The organism is Catenovulum sediminis (assembly GCF_007289895.1).
Classification (GTDB): Bacteria; Pseudomonadota; Gammaproteobacteria; order Enterobacterales; family Alteromonadaceae; genus Catenovulum; species Catenovulum sediminis.
The window spans coordinates 1092669-1115907 of record NZ_CP041660.1 but is presented as its reverse complement, the minus strand read 5'-3'; the positions used below and the strand labels follow the sequence as shown (position 1 = coordinate 1115907).

Sequence of the window (23239 nt, the reverse complement as noted above, 5' to 3'; positions counted from 1 at the left end):
GGGCAAGGTTAAATAATTATAATTATGGGAGTTTTATTGTGTCGATAATAGACCAACTGGCGCGCCACGCGAACTCAAACCCGACGGATATCGCTTTTACTTATATTGAAAGCTGCGGCGCAGCGACCAAGCTAAGTTTTGCAGAGCTTTACCATGCAACGCAAAAAATCAGTTTATTTTTACATCGTCAGGTCCAACCGGGAGACACGGTTGTTTTGTTGTTTCCGCAAGGATTGGATTACATCAAAGCATTTTTAGGTTGTTTGCATGCTGGAGTGATAGCCGTCCCGCTTTACCCGCCCACAAATACACAGCATACTGACCGAGTGCACTCAGTCATAAAAGACTGTCATGCTGCATTGGCTTTGACTTCGCACGAGCTGAAACCTACTTTGCTAGAAAGTTTACAGCCACTAAAGGTGTGCACGTTAGCTGATGGCATGTCATACGAAATCTCCAATCAAAAATGTGATGCGAAAATCGAGCAATCGCAACTTGCGTTTTTACAATATACCTCTGGCTCAACGGGTAATCCCAAAGGTGTGATGGTTTCACACAGTAATATTATCGCTAACTTAAAATCGTTAGAATCTGCGACTCTTTGTCATAGAGAGGATGTGTTTTGCAATTGGTTACCCTTGTTTCATGACTTGGGGTTGGTCAATACATTGTTATTGCCCATCTACTTAGGTGCACACTCTGTACTGATGTCACCCAGTCGCTTTATGAAAAGGCCGGTTGCCTGGCTCGAAGCAATTAGCCAATATCGGGCGAGTATATGTGGGGCACCTAATTTTGCTTTTGAGTTGTGTACAAATCGTATCACAGCCCAACAATTAACAAATATTGATTTGTCTTGCTGGCGTGTTGCTTTTAATGCAGCTGAGCCGATTAAGCTACAGACCTTAGTTGAGTTTCAGCAAAAATTTGCAGTACATGGCTTTCAAGACAATGCATTCTATCCTAGTTATGGTATGGCAGAAGCGACTGTGTTTATATCCGGCGGTCAACCGGATAAGCCTTTTATTACCCACTCTTTTAGCGCTGATAAAATACAGCAAGGAGAAGCTTATAGTGCTTCAACAGACAGTAAAACGCTGAAGCTAGTTGCTTGTGGTAGAGTGCAAGAATCGCATAACATTAAAATTGTTAGTCCAGAAAGCTTACAAGAAGTCGCAGAAGAGCAAATCGGCGAAATTTGGTTTAGTGGTCCAAGTGTTGCTCAAGGCTATTGGAATGCCGCTGAAAAAACAGCCGAAAGTTTTAATCAAAGTTTGTCTCATGATTCAGGACATTTTTTGCGGACCGGTGATTTAGGTTTTATACATGCTGGTGAGTTATATATATGCGGGCGTATTAAAGACGTCTTGATTATCAAAGGGCGAAATTATTATCCGCAAGATATTGAACAAAGCGCGTTTGCCAGTTGCGATGGTCTTCGAGCGAGTGGCATCGTAGCATTCGAGCAGCAAGATGGCGTTGTGTTGATTGCAGAGGTGGATACGCGTGCGCTGAAATCATTTAACTATCAATGGGCAGCGCAAAATATTGCAGCCAATATTTTTGCCTCATTTGACATTTTGCTGCAGGATATTGTGTTTATCCGAGCAGGTAAGTTGAGTAAAACTTCAAGTGGCAAAGTCCAAAGACAACGCACAAAACAAAGTTATCTTAACCATGAGTTTAGCCCATTATTTAGCTTGTCTGAAATCACAACATCTACACAGTACGAAGCCCCGCAGGGCTCAATGGAAATTTATCTAGCTTCACTATGGCAGCCGTTGTTGCAGAATCGTATTGGACGTCATGATAATTTTTTCCAATTGGGCGGGCAATCGATGGCTGCGGCATCTTTAATTACAAAAATTAATCAGACTTATCAGCTGGATTTATCTTTAAGTGTGCTGTTTGAATGCCAAGATTTAAAGTCATTGGCCGCGTATTTAACCAATGCAATTGCCGAGCAAGATACTTGCGTGAATATGCCGAGTCGTATCACTCTAAATAATAAACCCATAGTCACCGCCAATCAAAAAAGCTTATGGTTGCTCGATCAAATGGACACGGGCAGCCCACACTATAATATTTTTTCGATGTTTGAGATAACAGGCGATCTCAATATCATTGCGCTCCAAGCCGCATTAAATACGCTTATTCAACGATATGCCATTCTACGCACCACTTATCACTCAGTGTCTGACAGCGTGGAAGCCTGTGTGCAATCAGAGTTCACTTTTAAATTGCTGCAACGACAAGTTAGCAATGAAAGCGAGGTTATCGAGCGTGCTTATCAACAGCAGAAGCAGGTCTTTAACTTATCAAAGGACCTGATGTTACGTGCTGAATTACTGTGTCTGAAACCTCAACACTATCGTTTATTGCTTTGTTTTCATCATATCGCAGTCGATGGTATTTCGTTGCAAATCTTAGAGCAAGAATTGTCGACCCTCTACCACGGCTATCAGAACGATCAAACACCAACAATAGGTCAACATGCGTTTCAGTTCAGCGATTATGCCGCCAATGCAATGCAAAGCTTGTCGGCTAATCGAACGGCTTGTACAAACTATTGGTTGCAATCATTAAAAGATTTACCCGCATGTCATAATTTGCCGTTAGATAAACCAAGGCCAAGTAAACTGACATTCCGGGGCGGCAGTGTTAATGCTCAGATCAACCCTCAACTACTGGCATCACTGAAATTACTTGCGCGAACGCAAAAAACGACCTTATATACCGTATTGCAAACAGCTTTCGCTTGCCTAATCCACCGTTATACAGCGCATAATGAAGTTGTAATGGGGTCTCCTTATGCAAACCGGGAGCTACCAGAGACCAATCAAATGATTGGTTATTTAGTCAATCCGTTGGTATTACGCAATAACTTTGCTGATAACGTACCGTTTAATGAGCAATTACAATATCACAAACAAATCATCGAAAAAGCGCTCAAGCACCATCACTTGCCGTTTGTCGAACTCGTTGACTTGCTTAAACCAGAGCGTAGTTTGGCATATCATCCATTATTTCAAATTTTATTTACCTTCAATCAAGCATCGGAGCAATCTTTAAATCTGGCAAAATGCGACGTTAAAGCAATCCCCTGTGAAAGACTTTATGCACGTTTTGATATTGCGTTGGAGGTAACTGAACAGACCGATGGTTTGTCGTTAGTTTGGGAATACGCGCGTGATATTTTCAATGAGAAAACTATCAATCGATTGAACATACATTTTCAACAACTTTTAACTTCAATTGTTAAATCGCCAGAGCGACCAATTAGCCAACAAATATTGCTCACGCAGTCAGAGCAACATTATCTATTGCGCGCTGGTGTTAACCAGCTTGAAGCGCCTAAAAAATGGCAATCCGTTGTTGATTGTTTTGTTGCACAAGTCAATCAAACACCAAATAAAAAAGCGCTATTTTTTAAGCAACAATCAATCACATTTTCCGACTTAAATAAGCAGGCAAACCAGCTTGCGTATCGTTTGATCGACAATGGTGCACAGAAAGGCAGATGCGTGGCGATCTGTATGGAGCGCAGTATAGACACACTGGTTGGTTTGTGGGCTATTTTAAAAAGTGGTGCTGCCTATGTACCGCTTGATCCCGGATACCCCTTAGAACGTTTGAATTATATGTTACAGGATTCAGCTGCCTGTATTTTGTTGTGCCAGACAGACACGCTCGATATGTTAGATATTCCCGCTAGTTGTTTACAGCTTGACTTTGATGTTCTGACAAAACCACCGTTTAATACGCAACTAGTCGATTTACCCACCGCGTGTGAGCAAGATCTTGCTTATATTATCTACACCTCTGGCTCAACAGGGAAACCCAAAGGGGTACAAATTAATCATGCAAATCTGATTAATTTTTTTGTGGGTCTTGAACAAAAGTTTGGCCGACCGACAAAGCAATATAGTCATTGGCTTGCGGTAACCAGTATTTGCTTTGACATTTCGGTTCTCGAACTTTTCTGGACTTCCTGTCGCGGCGACTGTGTGACAATACAGCCTGAAAGGCCAATTGCGCAAAGCGGTCAATCTATAACAAAGCAAGACAAGCAACAGCAACAATTGCTGAATAAAAGACTGAATCATGTTTGGCAAGCCGAAGTGTTGGTCAAGCAAAACAATATTACGCACTTACAATGTACGCCTTCTTTTGCTAAGCAATTGTCAACAGAAACGCTGCAGCACCTGTCTGTATTATTGGTCGGTGGTGAAGCACTATCAAATGATCTAGCCAATCAACTGACCCAGTCTGCAAGTCTCAAGGTTTTCAATATGTACGGGCCAACGGAAGCGACAGTGTGGGTTTCGATTAATCAGGTTAAACATGGCCAAAAAGTGTATTTAGCGGGGCCGATGGCTAATACACAGTTTGTCGTATTGAATAAACATTATCAGTTAGTACCAGAGGGAGTTGTTGGGGAACTCTATATTGCTGGCGATAGTGTCTCGACTGGCTATTGGCAACGAAAAAAACTCACTGAAGAGCGTTTTATAGCTAACCCTTTTAAAACACAAGCGGGCTATAAAAATTTGTATAAAACCGGTGATCTTGTCTGTTGGATGAAAGATGAGCAAGGCCAACTTGTTTTAGATTATCAAGGCCGAGCTGATCAGCAAGTTAAAGTGAATGGATTCAGAATAGAGTTGAGCGAAGTTGAGACGGTTTTAAAAGCACTTGAACATATTAAAGATGCTGTTGTAGCGGTAAAAGAATCAGGTAATAGCCAACAGCTTGTTGCTTATTTGATTATGGATGACCAACCCCAAACAGATATTTTTGTGCAATATCGGCAGCGATTAGCAGAAAAATTACCAGAATATATGCTGCCAGCCCGCTTTGTTGTATTAGCCGAATTTCCGCTAACAGCTAATGGGAAATTAGATCGCAATGCCTTGCCTGAACCTGACGTATCAGAATCATTGACAGGCTACGTGGCTCCTAGCAGCGAACTGGAACAACAGCTATGTGATATTTGGCAGCGGATATTGGGCTTGCAACAGATTGGGGTAGACGACAATTTTTTTGCGATTGGCGGACATTCTTTGCTGGCCACTAAACTGATTGCAGAAGTTAATCTGCAATTTAAAAGCAATTTTAGTTTGCAGCTTATATTTACCGCACAAACAATCAAAGGGCTTGCTAAACAAATTGAAAAGCACTGTTTACTAAATAGTCTAAAAGCGAACGATAGCGCGCAAGGTATTGCGGAAGATGACTTGGAGATAACAATATGACCCCGGTTGTTTCATTATTACAAGAGCTAAACTCATTAGGCATCAAATTGGTGTCAGATGACAATCAATCTTTATCCATCAAAGGTAACAAACGCGTACTAACAAATGAATTGGTTGGCAAAATCAAAGAGCTTAAAGGCGAAATTATTGCGCTTATTCACGAGCATCAAAATCAAACTACAGTGAGTTCGTTAGAGTCAATTTCACCTGTCGACCCAAGTTGCCAAAATGTGCCCTTGTCATACGCGCAGCAAAGTTTATGGTTGCTCGATAAAATTGAAAATGTCAGTCATGTCTACAACATGACCGGTGGGCTTAAACTCGCCGGACGGCTTGATTTTCATGCTGTGCAGAGTGCATTTTTTACGATAGTGCAGCGCCATAAAAGTTTGAGAACCTGCATTCAAGAAGGTGAAAATGCTCAGGCAATCCAGACTGTTCGCACCCCAGATGCATTTCAGGTTGAGTTTACAGACCTCTCGGAATTGGCGCAAATCGAACAACAGGACTGCAGTAATAGATTGATAAAAGCTGAAGCAAAAGCACAATTTAATCTGACGCAAGATTATCTGTTACGAGTACATGTCGTTAAACTGGCGCAAGACGAACATTTACTCTGGATTACCCTTCATCATATTGCCTCTGATGGCTGGTCCATGTCACTGTTGGTTAAAGAGTTCGAGACACTCTATCAGGCATACACCAATGGACAGGAAAACCCATTGGCTCAACTCGAAATTCAATACGCTGATTACGCCTATTGGCAACGCACTCAGTTGCAAGGGGACAGTTACCAACAACAACTCAAATATTGGGAACAACAGTTGGTCGATTTGCCAGAATTACACAATTTACCTTTGGCCAAAAGTCGGCCAGAAACTCAAAGTTTTACCGGTGCTCAGTATAACAACCTAATAAGTGAGAATCTGAGTAAACAATTTAAAACATTGTGTGAACAAAATGATGCGACTGTTTTTATGGGACTACACAGTGTTTTTTCTGTGTTATTGGCACGCTACAGTGGTCAGGACGATATTGTAGTGGGTACGCCTGTCGCCAATCGGGCCAATCCACAATTATCCGATTTAATCGGTTTTTTTGTGAATGTCTTAGTTTTAAGGTGTCAGTTATCGTGTGAGGAAAGCTTTTTAACATTACTGGCAAAAAATAAATCCACACTAATGGAAGCTTACGCTCATCAACAAGTACCATTTGAGCAAGTTGTTGAGCGTTTACAACCAAATCGAAATCTTAATTATAGCCCTTTGTTTCAAGTGTTGCTGGTGGTAGATGATAGCCGACAACAAACATTGTCGTTGCCTGGCTTAACCGTCGAAAGCATTAAACCATTAGAGACAGTTGCAAAATATGATTTGACGCTTGTGGTATCTGAGGTTGCAAATCAATTGCTGTTAACTTGGGAGTTTGACACTGAGCTTTTTACTGCAGCGTTTATTGAAAATATGGCTGAGAATTTTGCTCAATTATTGCAATCTGTGATTGCTGATCCCAAGCGTAACTTATTTGACGCTCAAATCGTACGAGCAAGTGAACAACAACGACAATTAAAGACTTGGAATGCGAGCCAAACGGCGTATGCGGCAGACAAATGTATTCACGAATTATTTGAAGCACAAGTTGCACAAGCACCGCAGAGCATCGCGTTATATTGTGAAGGGCAGGAGAGCTATCAAAGCATCAGCTATCAACAACTGAATGCGCGGGCAAACCAAGTAGCACATTATTTAAAAAGCCTAACAAAGCAAGGCCGCTCAGTTAAAGAAAATCGTATTGGTGTGTGTTTAGAACGCTCAGCAGAGATGATGGTGAGTATACTTGCGATTTTAAAAGCAGGCGGCGCGTATGTCCCATTAGACCCGAGTTACCCGACAGACAGATTAACTTACATGATAGAAGATGCGCAGCTGGACTATATCATCAGCAGCGAAGCATTGAATGAAACACACCAACTGAGCCAGAGATATGCGACAGGCGCACAGAGAGAACTAGACACACGAGATGAATTAGATACGCAAAGCGCACCAGAGGGCGTAAGCCGAATCATAGAAATTGATAAAACAGAAACCCAAGCGGACATCCAACAGCAAAGCAGCGACAACCTAAGCGTAACCAAACAAGGGTTAAGCAGTCGAAACCTAGCGTATGTCATTTACACCTCAGGCAGCACAGGTCAACCGAAAGGGACGCTACTAGAGCACCGAGGGCTATGCAACTTAGCGCAAGCGCAAGCCAAAGCATTCAAAGTCAGCACGCACAGCAAAGTTTTGCAATTTGCCTCACTGGCTTTTGATGCCGCCACCTCAGAATGGGCTATGGCGCTGTGTAGCGGAGCGACTTTATGCCTAGTAAAACAAAGCACAATAACCTCACCGAACAAACTAGAAGCATCGATACAGCAAATGGGAGTGACCCATACGACCTTACCCCCAGCACTGTTACCGACATTAAACATCACCAACTGGCAAGGGGTAACCGACTTAATAGTAGCCGGTGAAAACTGTCCGTTGACATTGGCTCAGCAATGGTCAAAAGGAAGACGATTCTACAATGCCTATGGCCCATCAGAAACGACAGTTTGTACGAGTATCAACGAATTTAACGCCAGCAGCGAAATGCTGAGTATTGGCAAACCGATAGACAACATGCAGGTTTATGTCCTAGATAGCAGGCAAAACTTACTGCCCACGGGCGTTATTGGAGAGCTGTATGTCGGCGGCGTTGGTTTAGCACGAGGCTATTTAAACAGAGCGGAACTGACAGCAGAAAGATTTATCGACAACCCGTTTGCTCAAGAAAGAGGGGAAAAGCTCTATAAAACAGGCGACTTAGTCAGATGGCTGGAAAATGGCGAACTTGAATTTATTGGACGGGCAGACCATCAAATCAAATTGAGAGGTTACCGGATAGAGCTGGGCGAAATAGAGAGTGAGCTGCAAAAGCATGCAGAGATTACTGCCAGTACCGTGCTGGTTAATTCAGCACAAAAACAACTGGTGGCTTATGTTGCGACAGACAGTGCACAAAGTGAATGGGCAACCTTACAAGACACACTAAAAGCCAACCTAAAAAGCAGCTTACCGGACTATATGCAGCCCAGTGCGATTGTTGTACTGGAAACATTACCGTTGACAAGCAATGGCAAAATTGACCGCAACAAGCTGGCGACATATGAAGTGACTCAAGTGCAGGCTGAATATGTCGCGCCGCGCAATGCAACAGAAAAACAGCTGTGTGAGATATGGCAAAGTGTACTCGGGATTGAGCAAGTTGGTATTTATGACAACTTTTTTACCCTAGGAGGGCACTCATTATTAGTGATGCAAGTGATTTCGCAAGCTCGCAAACAAAATTTTTCCATTCAAGCTAGGACTGTATTTTGCCAACCAACAGTTGCAGAGCTGGCAGCACACGTCAGTATTCTAGATAGTGAAACCATAACCCTATCTGAGAACTTGATCCCAACTGAGTGTGCACAAATTAAACCTGAAATGTTGCCTTTGGTAAAACTAAGTCAAACAGAAATAAACCGCATCGCAGATGGGTTTTCAGGTGGGATGCGCAATATCCAGGATATTTATCCATTAGCACCTTTGCAGTCTGGTATTTTGTTTCATCACATGATGCACAAAGCGTATGATCCTTACATTATGCCGGTATTGATGAAATTTGACAGTGCCGATGCGTTGCAAAATTTTGTCGAAGCATTGCAAATCGTAATTGACCGACATGATGTATTAAGAACATCTATCTTGTGGAAAGCGCTGCAAACGCCGCTACAGGTTGTTGCCCGCAAGGCAAAATTGCGTATCGATAAGCACAGGTATGAAGCGCGAAATGAGCAGGACGTCTTGCTGATTGAAAAACAAGTGAAAGCGCTTACCTGTAATCTTGGATGTCAAATTGATCTTGAAAGTGGCCCTTTATTAAGATTACAGCTCAATCAGCCAGTTGAGAGCACAACAAATGCCGAAAATTTCCCCCATTATGCATTAATACAAGTGCATCATATTGTGATTGATCACATTGGACTTGAGATCTTACAGCAAGAAATTCAGTTCATTCTGACAGGGCAAGCTGAGAAATTGGAAAAACCAGCGCCTTATCGCCAATTTATCGCGCAAGTTCAGCAACCGCAAAAATTAGACAGTGAATCATTTTTCAGCGCACAGCTACAGGGCATAAATGACAGTACTGCGCCATATGGATTGTTAAATGTGCAGGGTGACGGTAAACAAATTGTTGAATGCAGGCGCAAATTATCTGAAAAGTTAGCAAAACGTTTGTGCGAACAAGCACAAGTTCATTCTATTAGTGTAGCTACTTTGTTTCACACTGCGTGGGCAATGGTTGTCGCTGCTTGCAGCGGGCAGCAGGATGTGGTTTTTGGCTCAGTCTTGTCTGGGCGATTCACACACAATGGACACATCGACAATATGTTGGGGCTGTTTATCAATACTTTGCCAGTTCGGGTTCGTTTGCAAGGAGAGCGCGCGCAGTTTTTGGTCCAGCAAGTGCAGCAATCATTAAGTGATTTAATGCCTTATGAACAAACTTCACTAGCGGTGGCTCAAAAGTGCAGTGATATACCGGATGGAGCACCGCTATTCAGTAGTGTATTAAATTACCGGCACACGCACAAATGGGAAACTCAAACACAGGCTGAAGTAGCCGGTGAGATTATTTTTAGTCAGGAACGTTCCAATTATCCTTTTAGTTTATCAGTAGACGATTTAGGTCAAGCCTTCGAACTTGAAATTCAAGTGGATGCCAGTATTAATGCAGAGCGTGTGTTGGGGTATATGCAAAGTGCCTTGTCACAGCTGGTTTTCGCACTACAAAACCCATCGGACAATGTTTTGTCCGTCTTACCAGCAGCCGAACAACAACGACAATTAAAGACTTGGAATGCGAGCCAATCGGCGTATGCGGCAGACAAATGTATTCACGAATTATTTGAAGCACAAGTTGCACAAGCACCGCAGAGCATCGCGTTATACTGTGAAGGGCAGGAGAGCTATCAAAGCATCAGCTATCAACAACTGAATGCGCGGGCAAACCAAGTAGCACATTATTTAAAAAGCCTAACAAAGCAAGGCCGCACAGTTAAAGAAAATCGTATTGGTGTGTGTTTAGAACGCTCAGCAGAGATGATGGTGAGTATACTTGCAATTTTAAAAGCAGGCGGCGCGTATGTCCCATTAGACCCGAGTTACCCGACAGACAGATTAACTTACATGATAGAAGATGCGCAGCTGGACTATATCATCAGCAGCGAAGCATTGAATGAAACACACCAACTGAGCCAGAGATATGCGACAGGCGCACAGAGAGAGATAGACACACGAGGTGAATTAGATACGCAAAGCGCACCAGAGGGCGTAAGCCGAATCATAGAAATTGATAAAACAGAAACCCAAGCGGACATCCAACAGCAAAGCAGCGACAACCTAAGCGTAACCAAACAAGGGTTAAGCAGTCGAAACCTAGCGTATGTCATTTACACCTCAGGCAGCACAGGTCAACCGAAAGGGACGCTACTAGAGCACCGAGGGCTATGTAACTTAGCGCAAGCGCAAGCCAAAGCATTCAAAGTCAGCACGCACAGCAAAGTTTTGCAATTTGCCTCACTGGCTTTTGATGCCGCCACCTCAGAATGGGCTATGGCGCTGTGTAGCGGAGCGACTTTATGCCTAGTAAAACAAAGCACAATAACCTCACCGAACAAACTAGAAGCATCGATACAGCAAATGGGAGTGACCCATGCGACCTTACCCCCAGCACTGTTACCGACATTAAACATCACCAACTGGCAAGGGGTAACCGACTTAATAGTAGCCGGTGAAAACTGTCCGTTGACATTGGCTCAGCAATGGTCAAAAGGAAGACGATTCTACAATGCCTATGGCCCATCAGAAACGACAGTTTGTACGAGTATCAACGAATTTAACGCCAGCAGCGAAATGCTGAGTATTGGCAAACCGATAGACAACATGCAGGTTTATGTCCTAGATAGCAGGCAAAACTTACTGCCCACGGGCGTTATTGGAGAGCTGTATGTCGGCGGCGTTGGTTTAGCACGAGGCTATTTAAACAGAGCGGAACTGACAGCAGAAAGATTTATCGACAACCCGTTTGCTCAAGAAAGAGGGGAAAAGCTCTATAAAACAGGCGACTTAGTCAGATGGCTGGAAAATGGCGAACTTGAATTTATTGGACGGGCAGACCATCAAATCAAATTGAGAGGTTACCGGATAGAGCTGGGCGAAATAGAGAGTGAGCTGCAAAAGCATGCAGAGATTACTGCCAGTACCGTGCTGGTTAATTCAGCACAAAAACAACTGGTGGCTTATGTTGCGACAGACAGTGCACAAAGTGAATGGGCAACCTTACAAGACACACTAAAAGCCAACCTAAAAAGCAGCTTACCGGACTATATGCAGCCCAGTGCGATTGTTGTACTGGAAACATTACCGTTGACAAGCAATGGCAAAATTGACCGCAACAAGCTGGCGACATATGAAGTGACTCAAGTGCAGGCTGAATATGTCGCGCCGCGCAATGCAACAGAAAAACAGCTGTGTGAGATATGGCAAACTGTACTCGGGATTGAACAAGTTGGTATTTATGACAACTTTTTTGATTTGGGGGGGCATTCTTTGTTGGCCGTCAAAGCATTAACTATCGGTAAACAGAAATACGATATCAACCTTGAGATAAAGGACATGTTTGAATGTGAAAGCATTGCCGACTTGTCTCAATTAATAGATGAAATAAATATAAACAAAAACAACAACCTTTTAAAAGAAACGGTTTCAGATGGTGTAGAGGTAGAATGGTGAGCAATATAACTAAAATAATTAAACAACTCTCAGATTCAGGGGTTTTTGTTTTTGTTGAAGATGGTAAATTAAAAACACGTTCTGACAAAAGTGCATTAACAGCCGATATCGTGACGCTGATTAAAAGTCACAAAGAAGCGTTGCTGGAATATTTGAGCTGTCGCACAGAGCATCGAGCAGCAGAGCATAAGACAATCGATGCGCGACAGTTGCAACAGGGCGAACTCTCGTTTGCACAGCAGCGATTGTGGTTGTTAGATCAGATAGATGGTGGTAGTGCCCACTATAATATCACTGGCAGTATACGTTTAACTGGACAGCTGAATATCGAAGCGTTAAACAAAGCTTTTGTCAGTATTGTAGAGCGGCATCAAAGTTTACGCACCTGCTTTGTTAAAAATGACAAGGATCAACCGATACAAGTCGTACAGTCAGAGATTGATTTTGCGATAGAGGTACATGATTTATCCACGCTCGCAGACGAAAGAAAGCATCAGGTGTTAGCCCAGCAAACACAAAGCTTCTCACTGCAAACCTATGACTTAACCAAAGATATATTGCTGCGAGCACAAATTCTAAAAGAACAGCATGAAGAATATTTGTTGTTAGTTAGTATGCATCATATTGCGTCTGATGGCTGGTCAATGGGAATATTAATCCATGAATTGAGTGCTTTGTATCGGGCATACAGCCAAGCGCAAGCTAACCCTTTGCAACCCCTTGCGATACAATATATCGACTATGCACACTGGCAACGCAACCATTTACAGAAAGAAGTCTTAGAGCAACAGCTTAAATACTGGACAGAGCAATTAGTCGATCTGCCTGTTGAGCATAATTTACCTTTAGATAAAGCTCGACCTAAAGCGCAAACTTTTGCCGGCAATCGCGTGTATTCAACGGTATCAGTGGACACTTTAGAAGGTCTAAAACAAATCTGCCAAAAGCAAAATGCAACATTATTTATGGGGTTGCATGCCGCGTTTTCTGCATTGTTGGCTCGTTTTAGTAATGAAACAGATATTGTAATTGGTAGCCCTGTTGCTAACCGAGAGCAAGCTGAGATAGCCCCGCTAATTGGATTTTTTGTCAATACCTTGGTATTACGCACAGATCTGTCCGGTGAGCCGGGATTTATCGAGTTACTCAACCGCAGTAAAAAAATGTTATTAGAGGCGTATGCCAATCAACAAACCCCTTTTGAACAAATCGTTGAAGTATTGCAACCTGAGCGCAACCTAAGCCACAGTGCATTGTTTCAAATTATGCTGGTGTTGCAAAATAATGAAGTTCCGGCACTGACACTGCCAGATTTAACCTTAACGATTGAAAATCAGCTTAACCAACAAGCAAAATACGACTTAACTCTGCATGCAGAAGAAGGGCCAGATGGCCTCAAACTAGAGTGGGAGTACAACACGGATTTGTTCTTCCAACAATCAATCGACAATATGGCAAGTTGTTTTGCTAAGTTACTTGAAAGCTTAGTCGCCTCGCCTGCAAAAAATGTGTTTGCAGTGGATATTTTAGCGCCTGTCGAAGTTCAAAAATACCTCTTTGAATGGAATGACACCACAGCAGACTATCCAAACGAGCATTGTATTCATCAATTATTTGAACAACAAATGCAGCGCACGCCGCATGCCATTGCAATGAAATGTGGCGAGCATTCAATCAGTTATCAAAAATTAAATGAAAAAGCCAATCAACTGGCACATTATTTAGTAGAAAAAGGGCATGTTAAGCCAGGTACACTGGTAGGCTTATGTATTGATCGTTCGATTGATATGTTGGTTGGCATGCTGGGCATATTAAAAGCGGGCGGAGCGTATGTACCGCTAGACCCAGACTATCCCGTTGCTAGAATTGAACATATGGTCGCCTTTGCTCAACTCGGGTGCATTATTACGAAGGAATCATTAGCTCAGTCAACGTTTTCGCCAGAGCGAAAACGTCAGATTATTTGTCTAGACAATCCAAAAAAACAAACGGAATTAGCTGGATACCCAACACAAAATATTGACCCGACAGCGATTGGTCTGAATGCACAGCAATTGGCTTATGTTATTTATACCTCTGGTTCGACTGGCCAACCTAAGGGGGTGATGATTGCACATCATGCCGCCGTTAACTTAATTGACTGGGTTAATCAGCAGTATTCAGTGAATTGCGCTGATCGTATTTTATGCGTTACTTCAATGTGTTTTGATTTGTCAGTATATGATTTATTTGGTGGGCTGGCGGCCGGCGCTTGTATTGTTCTGGCTGACGCACAAATGGCACAAGATCCAAGTTCATTATTGCAGTTAATGCAAGCAGAGCAAATTAGCTTCTGGGATTCTGTTCCCAGTACCTTTAATCACCTTGTTAACTTTATCGAGCAAGAACAACCGGATTATCGATTACCTAGTTTACGTGTTGTTTTTATGAGTGGTGATTGGATTCCGGTGAGTTTACCACAGCGTTGTTTAAAATATTTTCCTAAAGTCAAAGTGCAAAGTTTAGGTGGCGCAACTGAAGGTACTGTTTGGTCAAATGTGTATCCAATAGAAAAAGACTTATCTAAAGAAAGCAGTATTCCATATGGCAAACCAATTCAGAACAATCGATTTTACATACTTGATCGTTACTTAAAACCAGTACCTAAAGGGGTTGCGGGAGAGCTTTATATCGGTGGTGTCGGTGTAGCAGAAGGGTATTTAAATGATGAGGTAAAAACAAATGCCGCGTTTTTACCCGATCCCTACAACCCACAGCAAAAAAATCCACGGATGTATAAAACAGGTGATCGAGGCAGATTGTTAGCAGATGATAATATGGAATTCTTAGGTCGCCTAGATTACCAGTGTAAATTAAGAGGTTATAGAGTTGAGTTAGGAGAGATAGAAAATGTACTCAACAGTCATCCTGCCATAAAAGATAGTGTGACCATGGTTAAAGAGCAATCGCGTGGAACTGGCGAGCAAATGTTGGTTGCTTATGTGGTACTCAGTCAGGTATGTACACAGGAAGAAAAATCGCTTGATTTTATTGCGTTAAAACAATATTTGCAATCACATTTGCCGCACTACATGGTGCCTTCTTTTTTTGAAATACTGCCAAGTTTGCCACTTAATACGAATGGTAAAATTGATCGTAAAGCATTGCCCGAACCGGACTTTTCACAAAAAAACGGATATCAAGAGCCGGTTAGCCAGAATGAAAAAAGATTGGCAGGTATATGGCAAACCGTATTAAAACTCGATAGGGTCGGTGCTACAGACAACTTTTTTGAGTTAGGCGGACACTCATTATTGGTCACCCAGGTTATCAGTAAACTGCAAAAAATAAATATTCATGTTACAGCGCGAGATATATTTACCTTACCGGTTTTGTCTGATTTGGCCAAAAAAATTGATGAAGCCTCAGATTCTGAAATATTTGAAGCGCCAGAAAATCGTATACCCGAAGTTTGTAATCAAATCACACCAGACATGTTGCCGCTCATTCAGCTTAGTCATGAAGAAATTGAAAAAATTAGCTTTCAGGTAGACGGTGGTGTTGAAAATATTCAAGATATTTATCCATTAGGGCCGTTGCAAGAGGGGATCTTATTCAACCATCGGGTGAATACAAACAGAGACCCTTATATTTTACCTTCGTTATTGAAAATTAATAACCAAGATACCTTACAAAACTTGATTGACGGCTTGCAGCAGATCATTAAAAGGCATGACGTACTGCGTACTGCCATTATTTGGCAGGGCATTTCACAGCCAGTACAAGTGGTATGCCGAACAGCTGAACTTGCTATTTCCTGGTTGTCAATTAACAACGAACAGAATGCATTGACAAAAATGCAACAATTGTGCGAAGTACAGCAGGCCAAATTCGATTTGTCTAAACCACCATTATTAACGTTGCAAATAGCCGAACAGCAAGGTACCAGCGAGTTTTATGTGCTTATGCGATACCACCATATTATTTCTGATCATCAGGGTTTAGAGGTTATACAAAAAGAGCTAGCAGCTTATCAGAGAGGCTCATTTGCACAATTATCCGCACCGGTACCATACCGTGAATTTATTGCGCAGGGGTTACATCAGGCTAAGCGGAATAATGCAAAAGTATATTTTACTCAGATGCTATCGGATATTGAAGAAGCTTGCACACCGTTTAATTTAACTGATGTGCAAGGAGATGGCAGCCGCATCATAGAAGTTAGAAAAGCGGTGCCGCACGATTTAGCACAGCAGTTACGCGATTTAAGCCAAACCCTGAATACCAGCCCAGCGATACTGTTCCATAGTGCATGGGCTTTGGTAGTTGCTGCTTGCTGCGGACGAGACGATGTGGTGTTTGGCACCGTCTTATCTGGGCGATTACAAGGTACATCTGGCGCTGAGGATATGTTGGGCGTGTTGATAAACACTTTACCTATCAGGGTTAAAACCGGGCAAATGTCGGTCCAAGCGTTAATTGCACAAGTGCAAAATGCATTGCAAGATTTATTACCATACGAACAAACTCAGTTATCAGAAGTTCAGCAGTGTAGTGGATTAGCAAGCGGCGTGCCTTTATTTAGCGCTATCTTTAACTATCGTCATTCACTTAGCTTTGAGAATGCTGAGCAAGCAATGAGCGGGATTGAATTTTTAAACGGTCAAGAACGCACTAATTATCCTTTTAGTTTATCAGTAGACGATTTAGGTCAAGCCTTCGAGCTGGAAATTCAAGTGGATGCCAGTATTAATGCAGAGCGTGTGTTGGGGTATATGCAAAGTGCCTTGTCACAGCTGGTTTTCGCACTACAAAACCCATCGGACAATGTTTTGTCCGTCTTACCAGCAGCCGAACAACAACGACAATTAAAGACTTGGAATGCGAGCCAATCGGCGTATGCGGCAGACAAATGTATTCACGAATTATTTGAAGCACAAGTTGCACAAGCACCGCAGAGCATCGCGTTATACTGTGAAGGGCAGGAGAGCTATCAAAGCATCAGCTATCAACAACTGAATGCGCGGGCAAACCAAGTAGCACACTATTTAAAAAGCCTAACAAAGCAAGGCCGCTCAGTTAAAGAAAATCGTATTGGTGTGTGTTTAGAGCGCTCAGCAGAGATGATGGTGAGTATACTCGCGATTTTAAAAGCAGGCGGCGCATATGTTCCATTAGACCCGAGTTACCCGACAGACAGATTAACTTACATGATAGAAGATGCGCAGCTGGACTATATCATCAGCAGCGAAGCATTGAATGAAACACACCAACTGAGCCAGAGATATGCGACAGGCGCACAGAGAGAACTAGACACACGAGATGAATTAGATACGCAAAGCGCACCAGAGGGCGTAAGCCGAATCATAGAAATTGATAAAGCAGAAACCCAAGCGGACATACAACAGCAAAACAGCGACAACCTGAGCGTAACCAAACAAGGGTTAAGCAGTCGAAACCTAGCGTATGTCATTTACACCTCAGGCAGCACAGGTCAACCGAAAGGGACGCTACTAGAGCACCGAGGCTTATGTAACTTAGCACAAGCGCAAGCCAAAGCATTCAAAGTCAGCACGCACAGCAAAGTATTGCAATTTGCCTCACTGGCCTTTGATGCCGCCACCTCAGAATGGGCCATGGCGCTGTGTAGCGGAGCGACTTTATGCCTAGTAAAACAAAACACAATCGCCTCACCGAACGAACTGGAAGCGTCGATACAGCAAATGGGTGTGAGCCATGCGACCTTACCCCGGCACTGTTACCGGCATTAAACATCAACAACTGGCAAGGGGTAACCGACTTAATAGTAGCCGGTGAAAACTGTCCGTTGACCTTGGCTCAGCAATGGTCAAAAGGAAGACGATTTTACAATGCCTATGGCCCATCAGAAACGACAGTTTGTACGAGTATCAACGAATTTAACGCCAGCAGCGAAGTGCTGAGTATTGGCAAACCGATAGACAACATGCAGGTTTATGTCCTAGATAGCAGGCAAAACTTACTGCCCACGGGCGTTATTGGAGAACTGTATGTCGGCGGCGTTGGTTTAGCACGAGGCTATTTAAACAGAGCGGAACTGACAGCAGAAAGATTTATCGACAACCCGTTTGCTCAAGAAAGAGGGGAAAAGCTCTATAAAACAGGCGACTTAGTCAGATGGCTGGAAAATGGCGAACTTGAATTTATTGGACGGGCAGACCATCAAATCAAACTGAGAGGTTACCGGATAGAGCTGGGCGAAATAGAGAGTGAGCTGCAAAAGCATGCCGAGATTACTGCCAGTACCGTGCTGGTTAATTCAGCACAAAAACAACTGGTGGCTTATGTTGCGACACACAGTGCACAAAGTGAATGGGCAACCTTACAAGACACACTAAAAGCCAACTTAAAAAGCAGCTTACCGGACTATATGCAGCCCAGTGCGATTGTTGTACTGGAAACATTACCGTTGACAAGCAATGGCAAAATTGACCGCAACAAGCTGGCGACATATGAAGTGACTCAAGTGCAGGCAGAATATGTAGCGCCGCGCAATGCAACAGAAAAACAGCTGTGTGAGATATGGCAAAGTGTACTTGGAATTGATCAAGTTGGTATTTATGACAACTTTTTTGATTTAGGGGGGCATTCTTTGTTGGCTGCACGTGTAGTAACGGAGATTCAAACCGTGTTCAATGTTGACGTGAACGTCAGTGCCGTTTTCGAGCAGCCTAACGTTCAAGACTTGGCACTGATCATCGACAGCTCTAATGTCAGTCATATAGTCGAAATTGTAAAAGCGAATAACAGCGAAAAAGGGGTATTGTCGTATAGTCAGCAACGCTTGTGGGTGCTCGATCAACTTGAAGGCAGCAGTGTTGAATACAACATTGCCATAGCACTCGATCTGCAAGGTGATTTAAATATTCAAGCGGCTGAAAAAAGTATCGAAACAATCATTCATCGTCATCAGGTATTGCGCACCCTGTTTATACAGTCTGATAGTGGAGAGCCCGAAACAAAGATACGAAATGTCAGTGAGTTTCATTTACCATTAGTCGATTTATCTGGCTATGCGACAACCAAACAAGCGTGTGAACTTAAGCGTGCGATGTTGGCAGAAATAGATAAACCATTTGATTTAAGTAATGATTTAATGTTGCGGGCGCAATTGATTCGCTTGCACCCGCAGCATTATGTTTTAGTTTGCGCGATTCATCATATTGCGTTTGACGGTTGGTCTAATAGTGTTTTTATCAAAGAGTTTAATGAGCTATACGAGACTTATATAAACAATGCACCACAGCCGCTAGCGGACTTGGCAATTCAATACGCAGACTATGCATATTGGCAGCGAGGTTGGTTACAGAGCGAAGAATACACGCAAGGCCTTAACTTTTGGCGCGAAACACTCAGCGACATACCGAATCGACTGAAGCTACCGACAGATAAACCCAGACCTCAAATTCGCAGCACTCGGGGGCGACGCTCAGTACAGTGCTGCCGGAAACACTGATGACGGAGCTAAAAACATTTAGTCTAGGCGCCGATAGCACTCTCTATATGACTTGCGTAACTGCCTTAAATATACTATTGGCTGCTTACTCTGGGCAGTCAGATATCGTAATTGGTACATCGGTGGCAAACCGTCAGCAAAAAATACTAGAAAATTTGATTGGCTTTTTTGTCAATACGTTACCGATACGCAGCCAAGTGAACCCTGATATGACAGTGGAGCAATTGCTCAAACAGGTAAAACATAATAGCTTGCAAGCGTTCAATCATCAGGCAGTCCCATTTGATAAGATGGTTGAACAGCTATGTCCACATAGGGATCAAAGCTATTCGCCTATCTTTCAGGTTTTGTTTGTATTACAAAATGCACCTCAGGAGTTGTGGCAGGTACAAGGACTTGATATCTCCAGCCGGCCTGTTGAGCGCAGTGGCGAGGGAGTCTCTAAATTCGATCTATTTTTTAATATTGAAGAACATGCACAAGGCGCTGAATTGTCTATTCAATACAGTACAGACCTGTTTGTGGCTGAAACCGTCGAGCAAATGTTACAAGATTTACAACACATTCTCAAAATGATGGCCGCTCAACCGGACATAGAAGTTAACAAGCTGATGCCACCGCTGCCTTTAGCAAAACAAGTGCCTGCACTTGAATTCCATCATCTTGGCATTGCTTGTGATGATATTGAGCACAGCATTAAACTGGTCAGTGAGATGTTTAATATTGAATCGCAAAGTAAAATTGTCTGGGATGAAAAACAGCAAGCTAACTTATGTATGTTCGAGGCTGCAGAGGGGATGCGTATCGAGCTCGTGCAAGGTGCGCAAGTCGACAGCTTACGCAGTCGGGATATTGGTTTTTATCACGTTTGCTATCAGACAGAAAATTTAAACTCAGCGATTCAATACTTCGAAAAATTAGGCGCGAAGCTCATCAGCAAGCCGACACCAGCCGTCCTGTTTGAAGGGCAACTTGTCGCGTTTTTAGATACGGACGCTGGCTTAGTTGAGTTGCTCGAGATAAATGCCCAGATACCCGATACAGCATCAATACCAGTATCCAAAAAAGTTGTAAAACAGGCTAGCGAACTACAATTTTATGGTTATGGCGCGGTTGTTAATCAGGTGCAGCAAGCGAATTGGCAAAGCAATCGAATTTTTGGTTGGTCCATACAAGAAGAGCATCAGCAAGATCAAGGCGTCGGTGGTAAATTGTCTGTGCTGGCTTCAGCAGACAATATGAAAATACAATTATTTGAAAAAGCACAATGGCATGCCGCAAACGGGATAAAATTAAGTCACTTTAGTTTTGTTGTGCAAGATATGGTGCTGGCCGTACAACATTTTGCGCGTTTAGGTTGTGAAGTAGCCCAAGCTGCACAACCATCACAACTTTATGATTCAGCACTGGTTGTGGTGCTCACAAGCCCGTTGGGGCAAATAATGTTGATAGAAAATGAGAACAAAGCGGTAACCGCTCAACGGTTGGAGGTTTTGGGACCGCAAATACAACCTCAAGAAGTACTGCCAGTGGTGTTAAGTGGTACTTATACGCTAGAGCCTTTAGCAGACACATTGTCATTTTTGGCTGATAAACTAGGATGCCCGTTAAATTTAAACTTTGCCCCTTATAACCAGTGCTTTCAGCAATTGTTGGATAGTCGCAGTGAAACACACTTAAACGAAGGTGGCTGTAATGTTTTTCTGGTGCGATTTGAAGATTGGTTGGGGCAAGACCGTCTATTGAGTAGCTTACAAAAAAACAGCGAAGCATTTATAACCGCGTTATTAGCATGTTGCCAGCAGCACAGTGGCCAGTTTATTGTGCAGATTTGCCCTCTGTCACCTCAATCAGTGGCGGATGAAAAAATGTTGGCTGTTTGCCAGTCTATTGAGTTTAATTGGCAAACATTGGCAAAAAACAGTGATAACTTAACCATATGCACGCGTCAGGTCTTGGGGCTTAGGTATCCAGTTGATGATTATTACGAAAGTAATCCTGAGCTTGTTGCCACTAAACCGTATACCGATAAACAATATACGGCGTTAGCGAGCAATATCTTTAGAGCAATGTTTGCGACCCTTAACCCAGCAGTAAAAGTGATAATTTTAGATTGTGACAATACATTGTGGCAAGGCATCTGTGGGGAAGTAGGGCCGCATGGTATCAAAGTAACGGCAGAGTTTAAAATGTTGCAACAATTTATGTTGGAACAATATCAGCGCGGAGTGCTACTGTGTTTGTGTAGTAAAAATAACCCGCAAGATGTTGCTGCGGTATTTGAGCAGCAGCCAGATATGGTGTTGCAAATGAAACATATTGTTGCCGCAAAGGTAAATTGGCAAGCTAAATCCGATAATATCAAAGCATTAGCAACTGAGCTAAACTTGTCACTAGACAGTATGGTCTTTATTGATGATGATGATGTTCAGTGCGCTGAAGTCAAAGCGCATTGTCCCGCGGTGTTAACTTTACAAGTGCCCAAAAGAACACAATCTATTCCGCATTTTTTACAACATATCTGGTCACTTGATGAAAAGCCGGGGGAGACTGATGGTCTCCAAAGAACAGAATTTTATCAACAAAATCAGCAACGAAAAAACCTGCAGCAATCACACCAAAGCTTAGGCAGCTTTATTGAAGGCTTAGCCTTGAATATTAAAGTGGAGCGTTTAATGCCGCAAGATCTTGCACGTGCGAGTGAATTGAGTTTACGTACAAATCAATTTAACTTTACCACTAGGCGATATTATGAAAATGACATTAAGCAGTATCTGAACAACCGACAAAAATCAGCATGGATAGTGACCGTATCCGATCGTTTTGGTGATTATGGACAAGTAGGTTTGATGTTTGGTCAAATTAATCAGAGGTACCTGACATTAACCGACTTTATGTTGAGTTGCCGGGCAATGGGACGGGGTGTTGAATACGCGATGATTAGAGCTCTAGCTGAATATGCCTATAACAATGACTGTACAGATATTGAATTGCAGTTTGTTGCGTCCAGTAGAAATTTACCGGCTAAACAATTTTTAACGCTTATTCTCGGTGCAGAGCCAGCCGAATTAAATCATACAATCACAGCTAAAAATCTATTGGTGGTAGATGTTGCAAAAGCAGTTTGTTTGCAAACAGAGCAAAATTTAGTTGCGAACGAGAGTCAAGAAAAAGGTCAAGACGAAGGAAATCTAGAGAACGTGCAACAACAAGCACCCAAAGTAAAATACCAAAAAGAAACTTCTCTTTACGCTAATACTTTGGAAGAGATAAGCACCTTAAACCAAGTCGATAAAATATATGCTTATACCAACCAATATCTTGCTGATAATAAGAATAATAATATCCAAACCTCTGTTTATCAGGCGCCTCAAAGTGACCTGGAAAAACAGATTTGTACTATTTACGCAGACGTATTAGGTGTGCCGAAAGTTGGTTTAAACGATAACTTTTTTGCCGTAGGCGGAGACTCATTATTGGTATTAAAACTGGTTAGTCGCCTTAAAAAGTTTGGTTTTCAGTTTTCCGTGAACGATTTCTTCCGCTATCAAAGTATCGCGGAATTACTCAATGCTGATGCACAAGATAGCCATCTTCAGAACGGGGCGGAAAATAACACTCCACAACAAAATAACCAACAAACCTTGATT

General features: G+C 42.7%; 3 protein-coding genes and 1 pseudogene. All 4 read left to right on the top strand.

The features are described 5' to 3' along the window. Positions 1–38 precede the first annotated feature (38 nt). Positions 39–5255, top strand: coding sequence for a non-ribosomal peptide synthetase (locus FNT16_RS04335; RefSeq protein WP_143870395.1), 5217 nt, complete (start codon positions 39–41; stop codon positions 5253–5255). Then, positions 5252–12115: a non-ribosomal peptide synthetase gene (locus FNT16_RS04330; protein WP_143870394.1), complete on the top strand. Its 6864-nt coding sequence runs from the start codon at positions 5252–5254 to the stop codon at positions 12113–12115. The genes FNT16_RS04335 and FNT16_RS04330 overlap by 4 nt, the downstream gene beginning before the upstream one ends. Beyond that, the gene (locus FNT16_RS04325; RefSeq protein WP_143870393.1) at positions 12109–17865 is read left to right on the top strand and encodes a non-ribosomal peptide synthetase; all 5757 of its coding nucleotides are present in this window, start codon (positions 12109–12111) and stop codon (positions 17863–17865) included. Before FNT16_RS04330 ends, FNT16_RS04325 begins: the two co-directional genes overlap by 7 nt. Continuing rightward, positions 17757–23237 (top strand): annotated as a pseudogene (locus FNT16_RS21110) (condensation domain-containing protein). The gene FNT16_RS04325 and the pseudogene FNT16_RS21110 overlap by 109 nt, the downstream one beginning before the upstream one ends. The last annotated feature ends 2 nt before the right edge of the window (positions 23238–23239 follow it).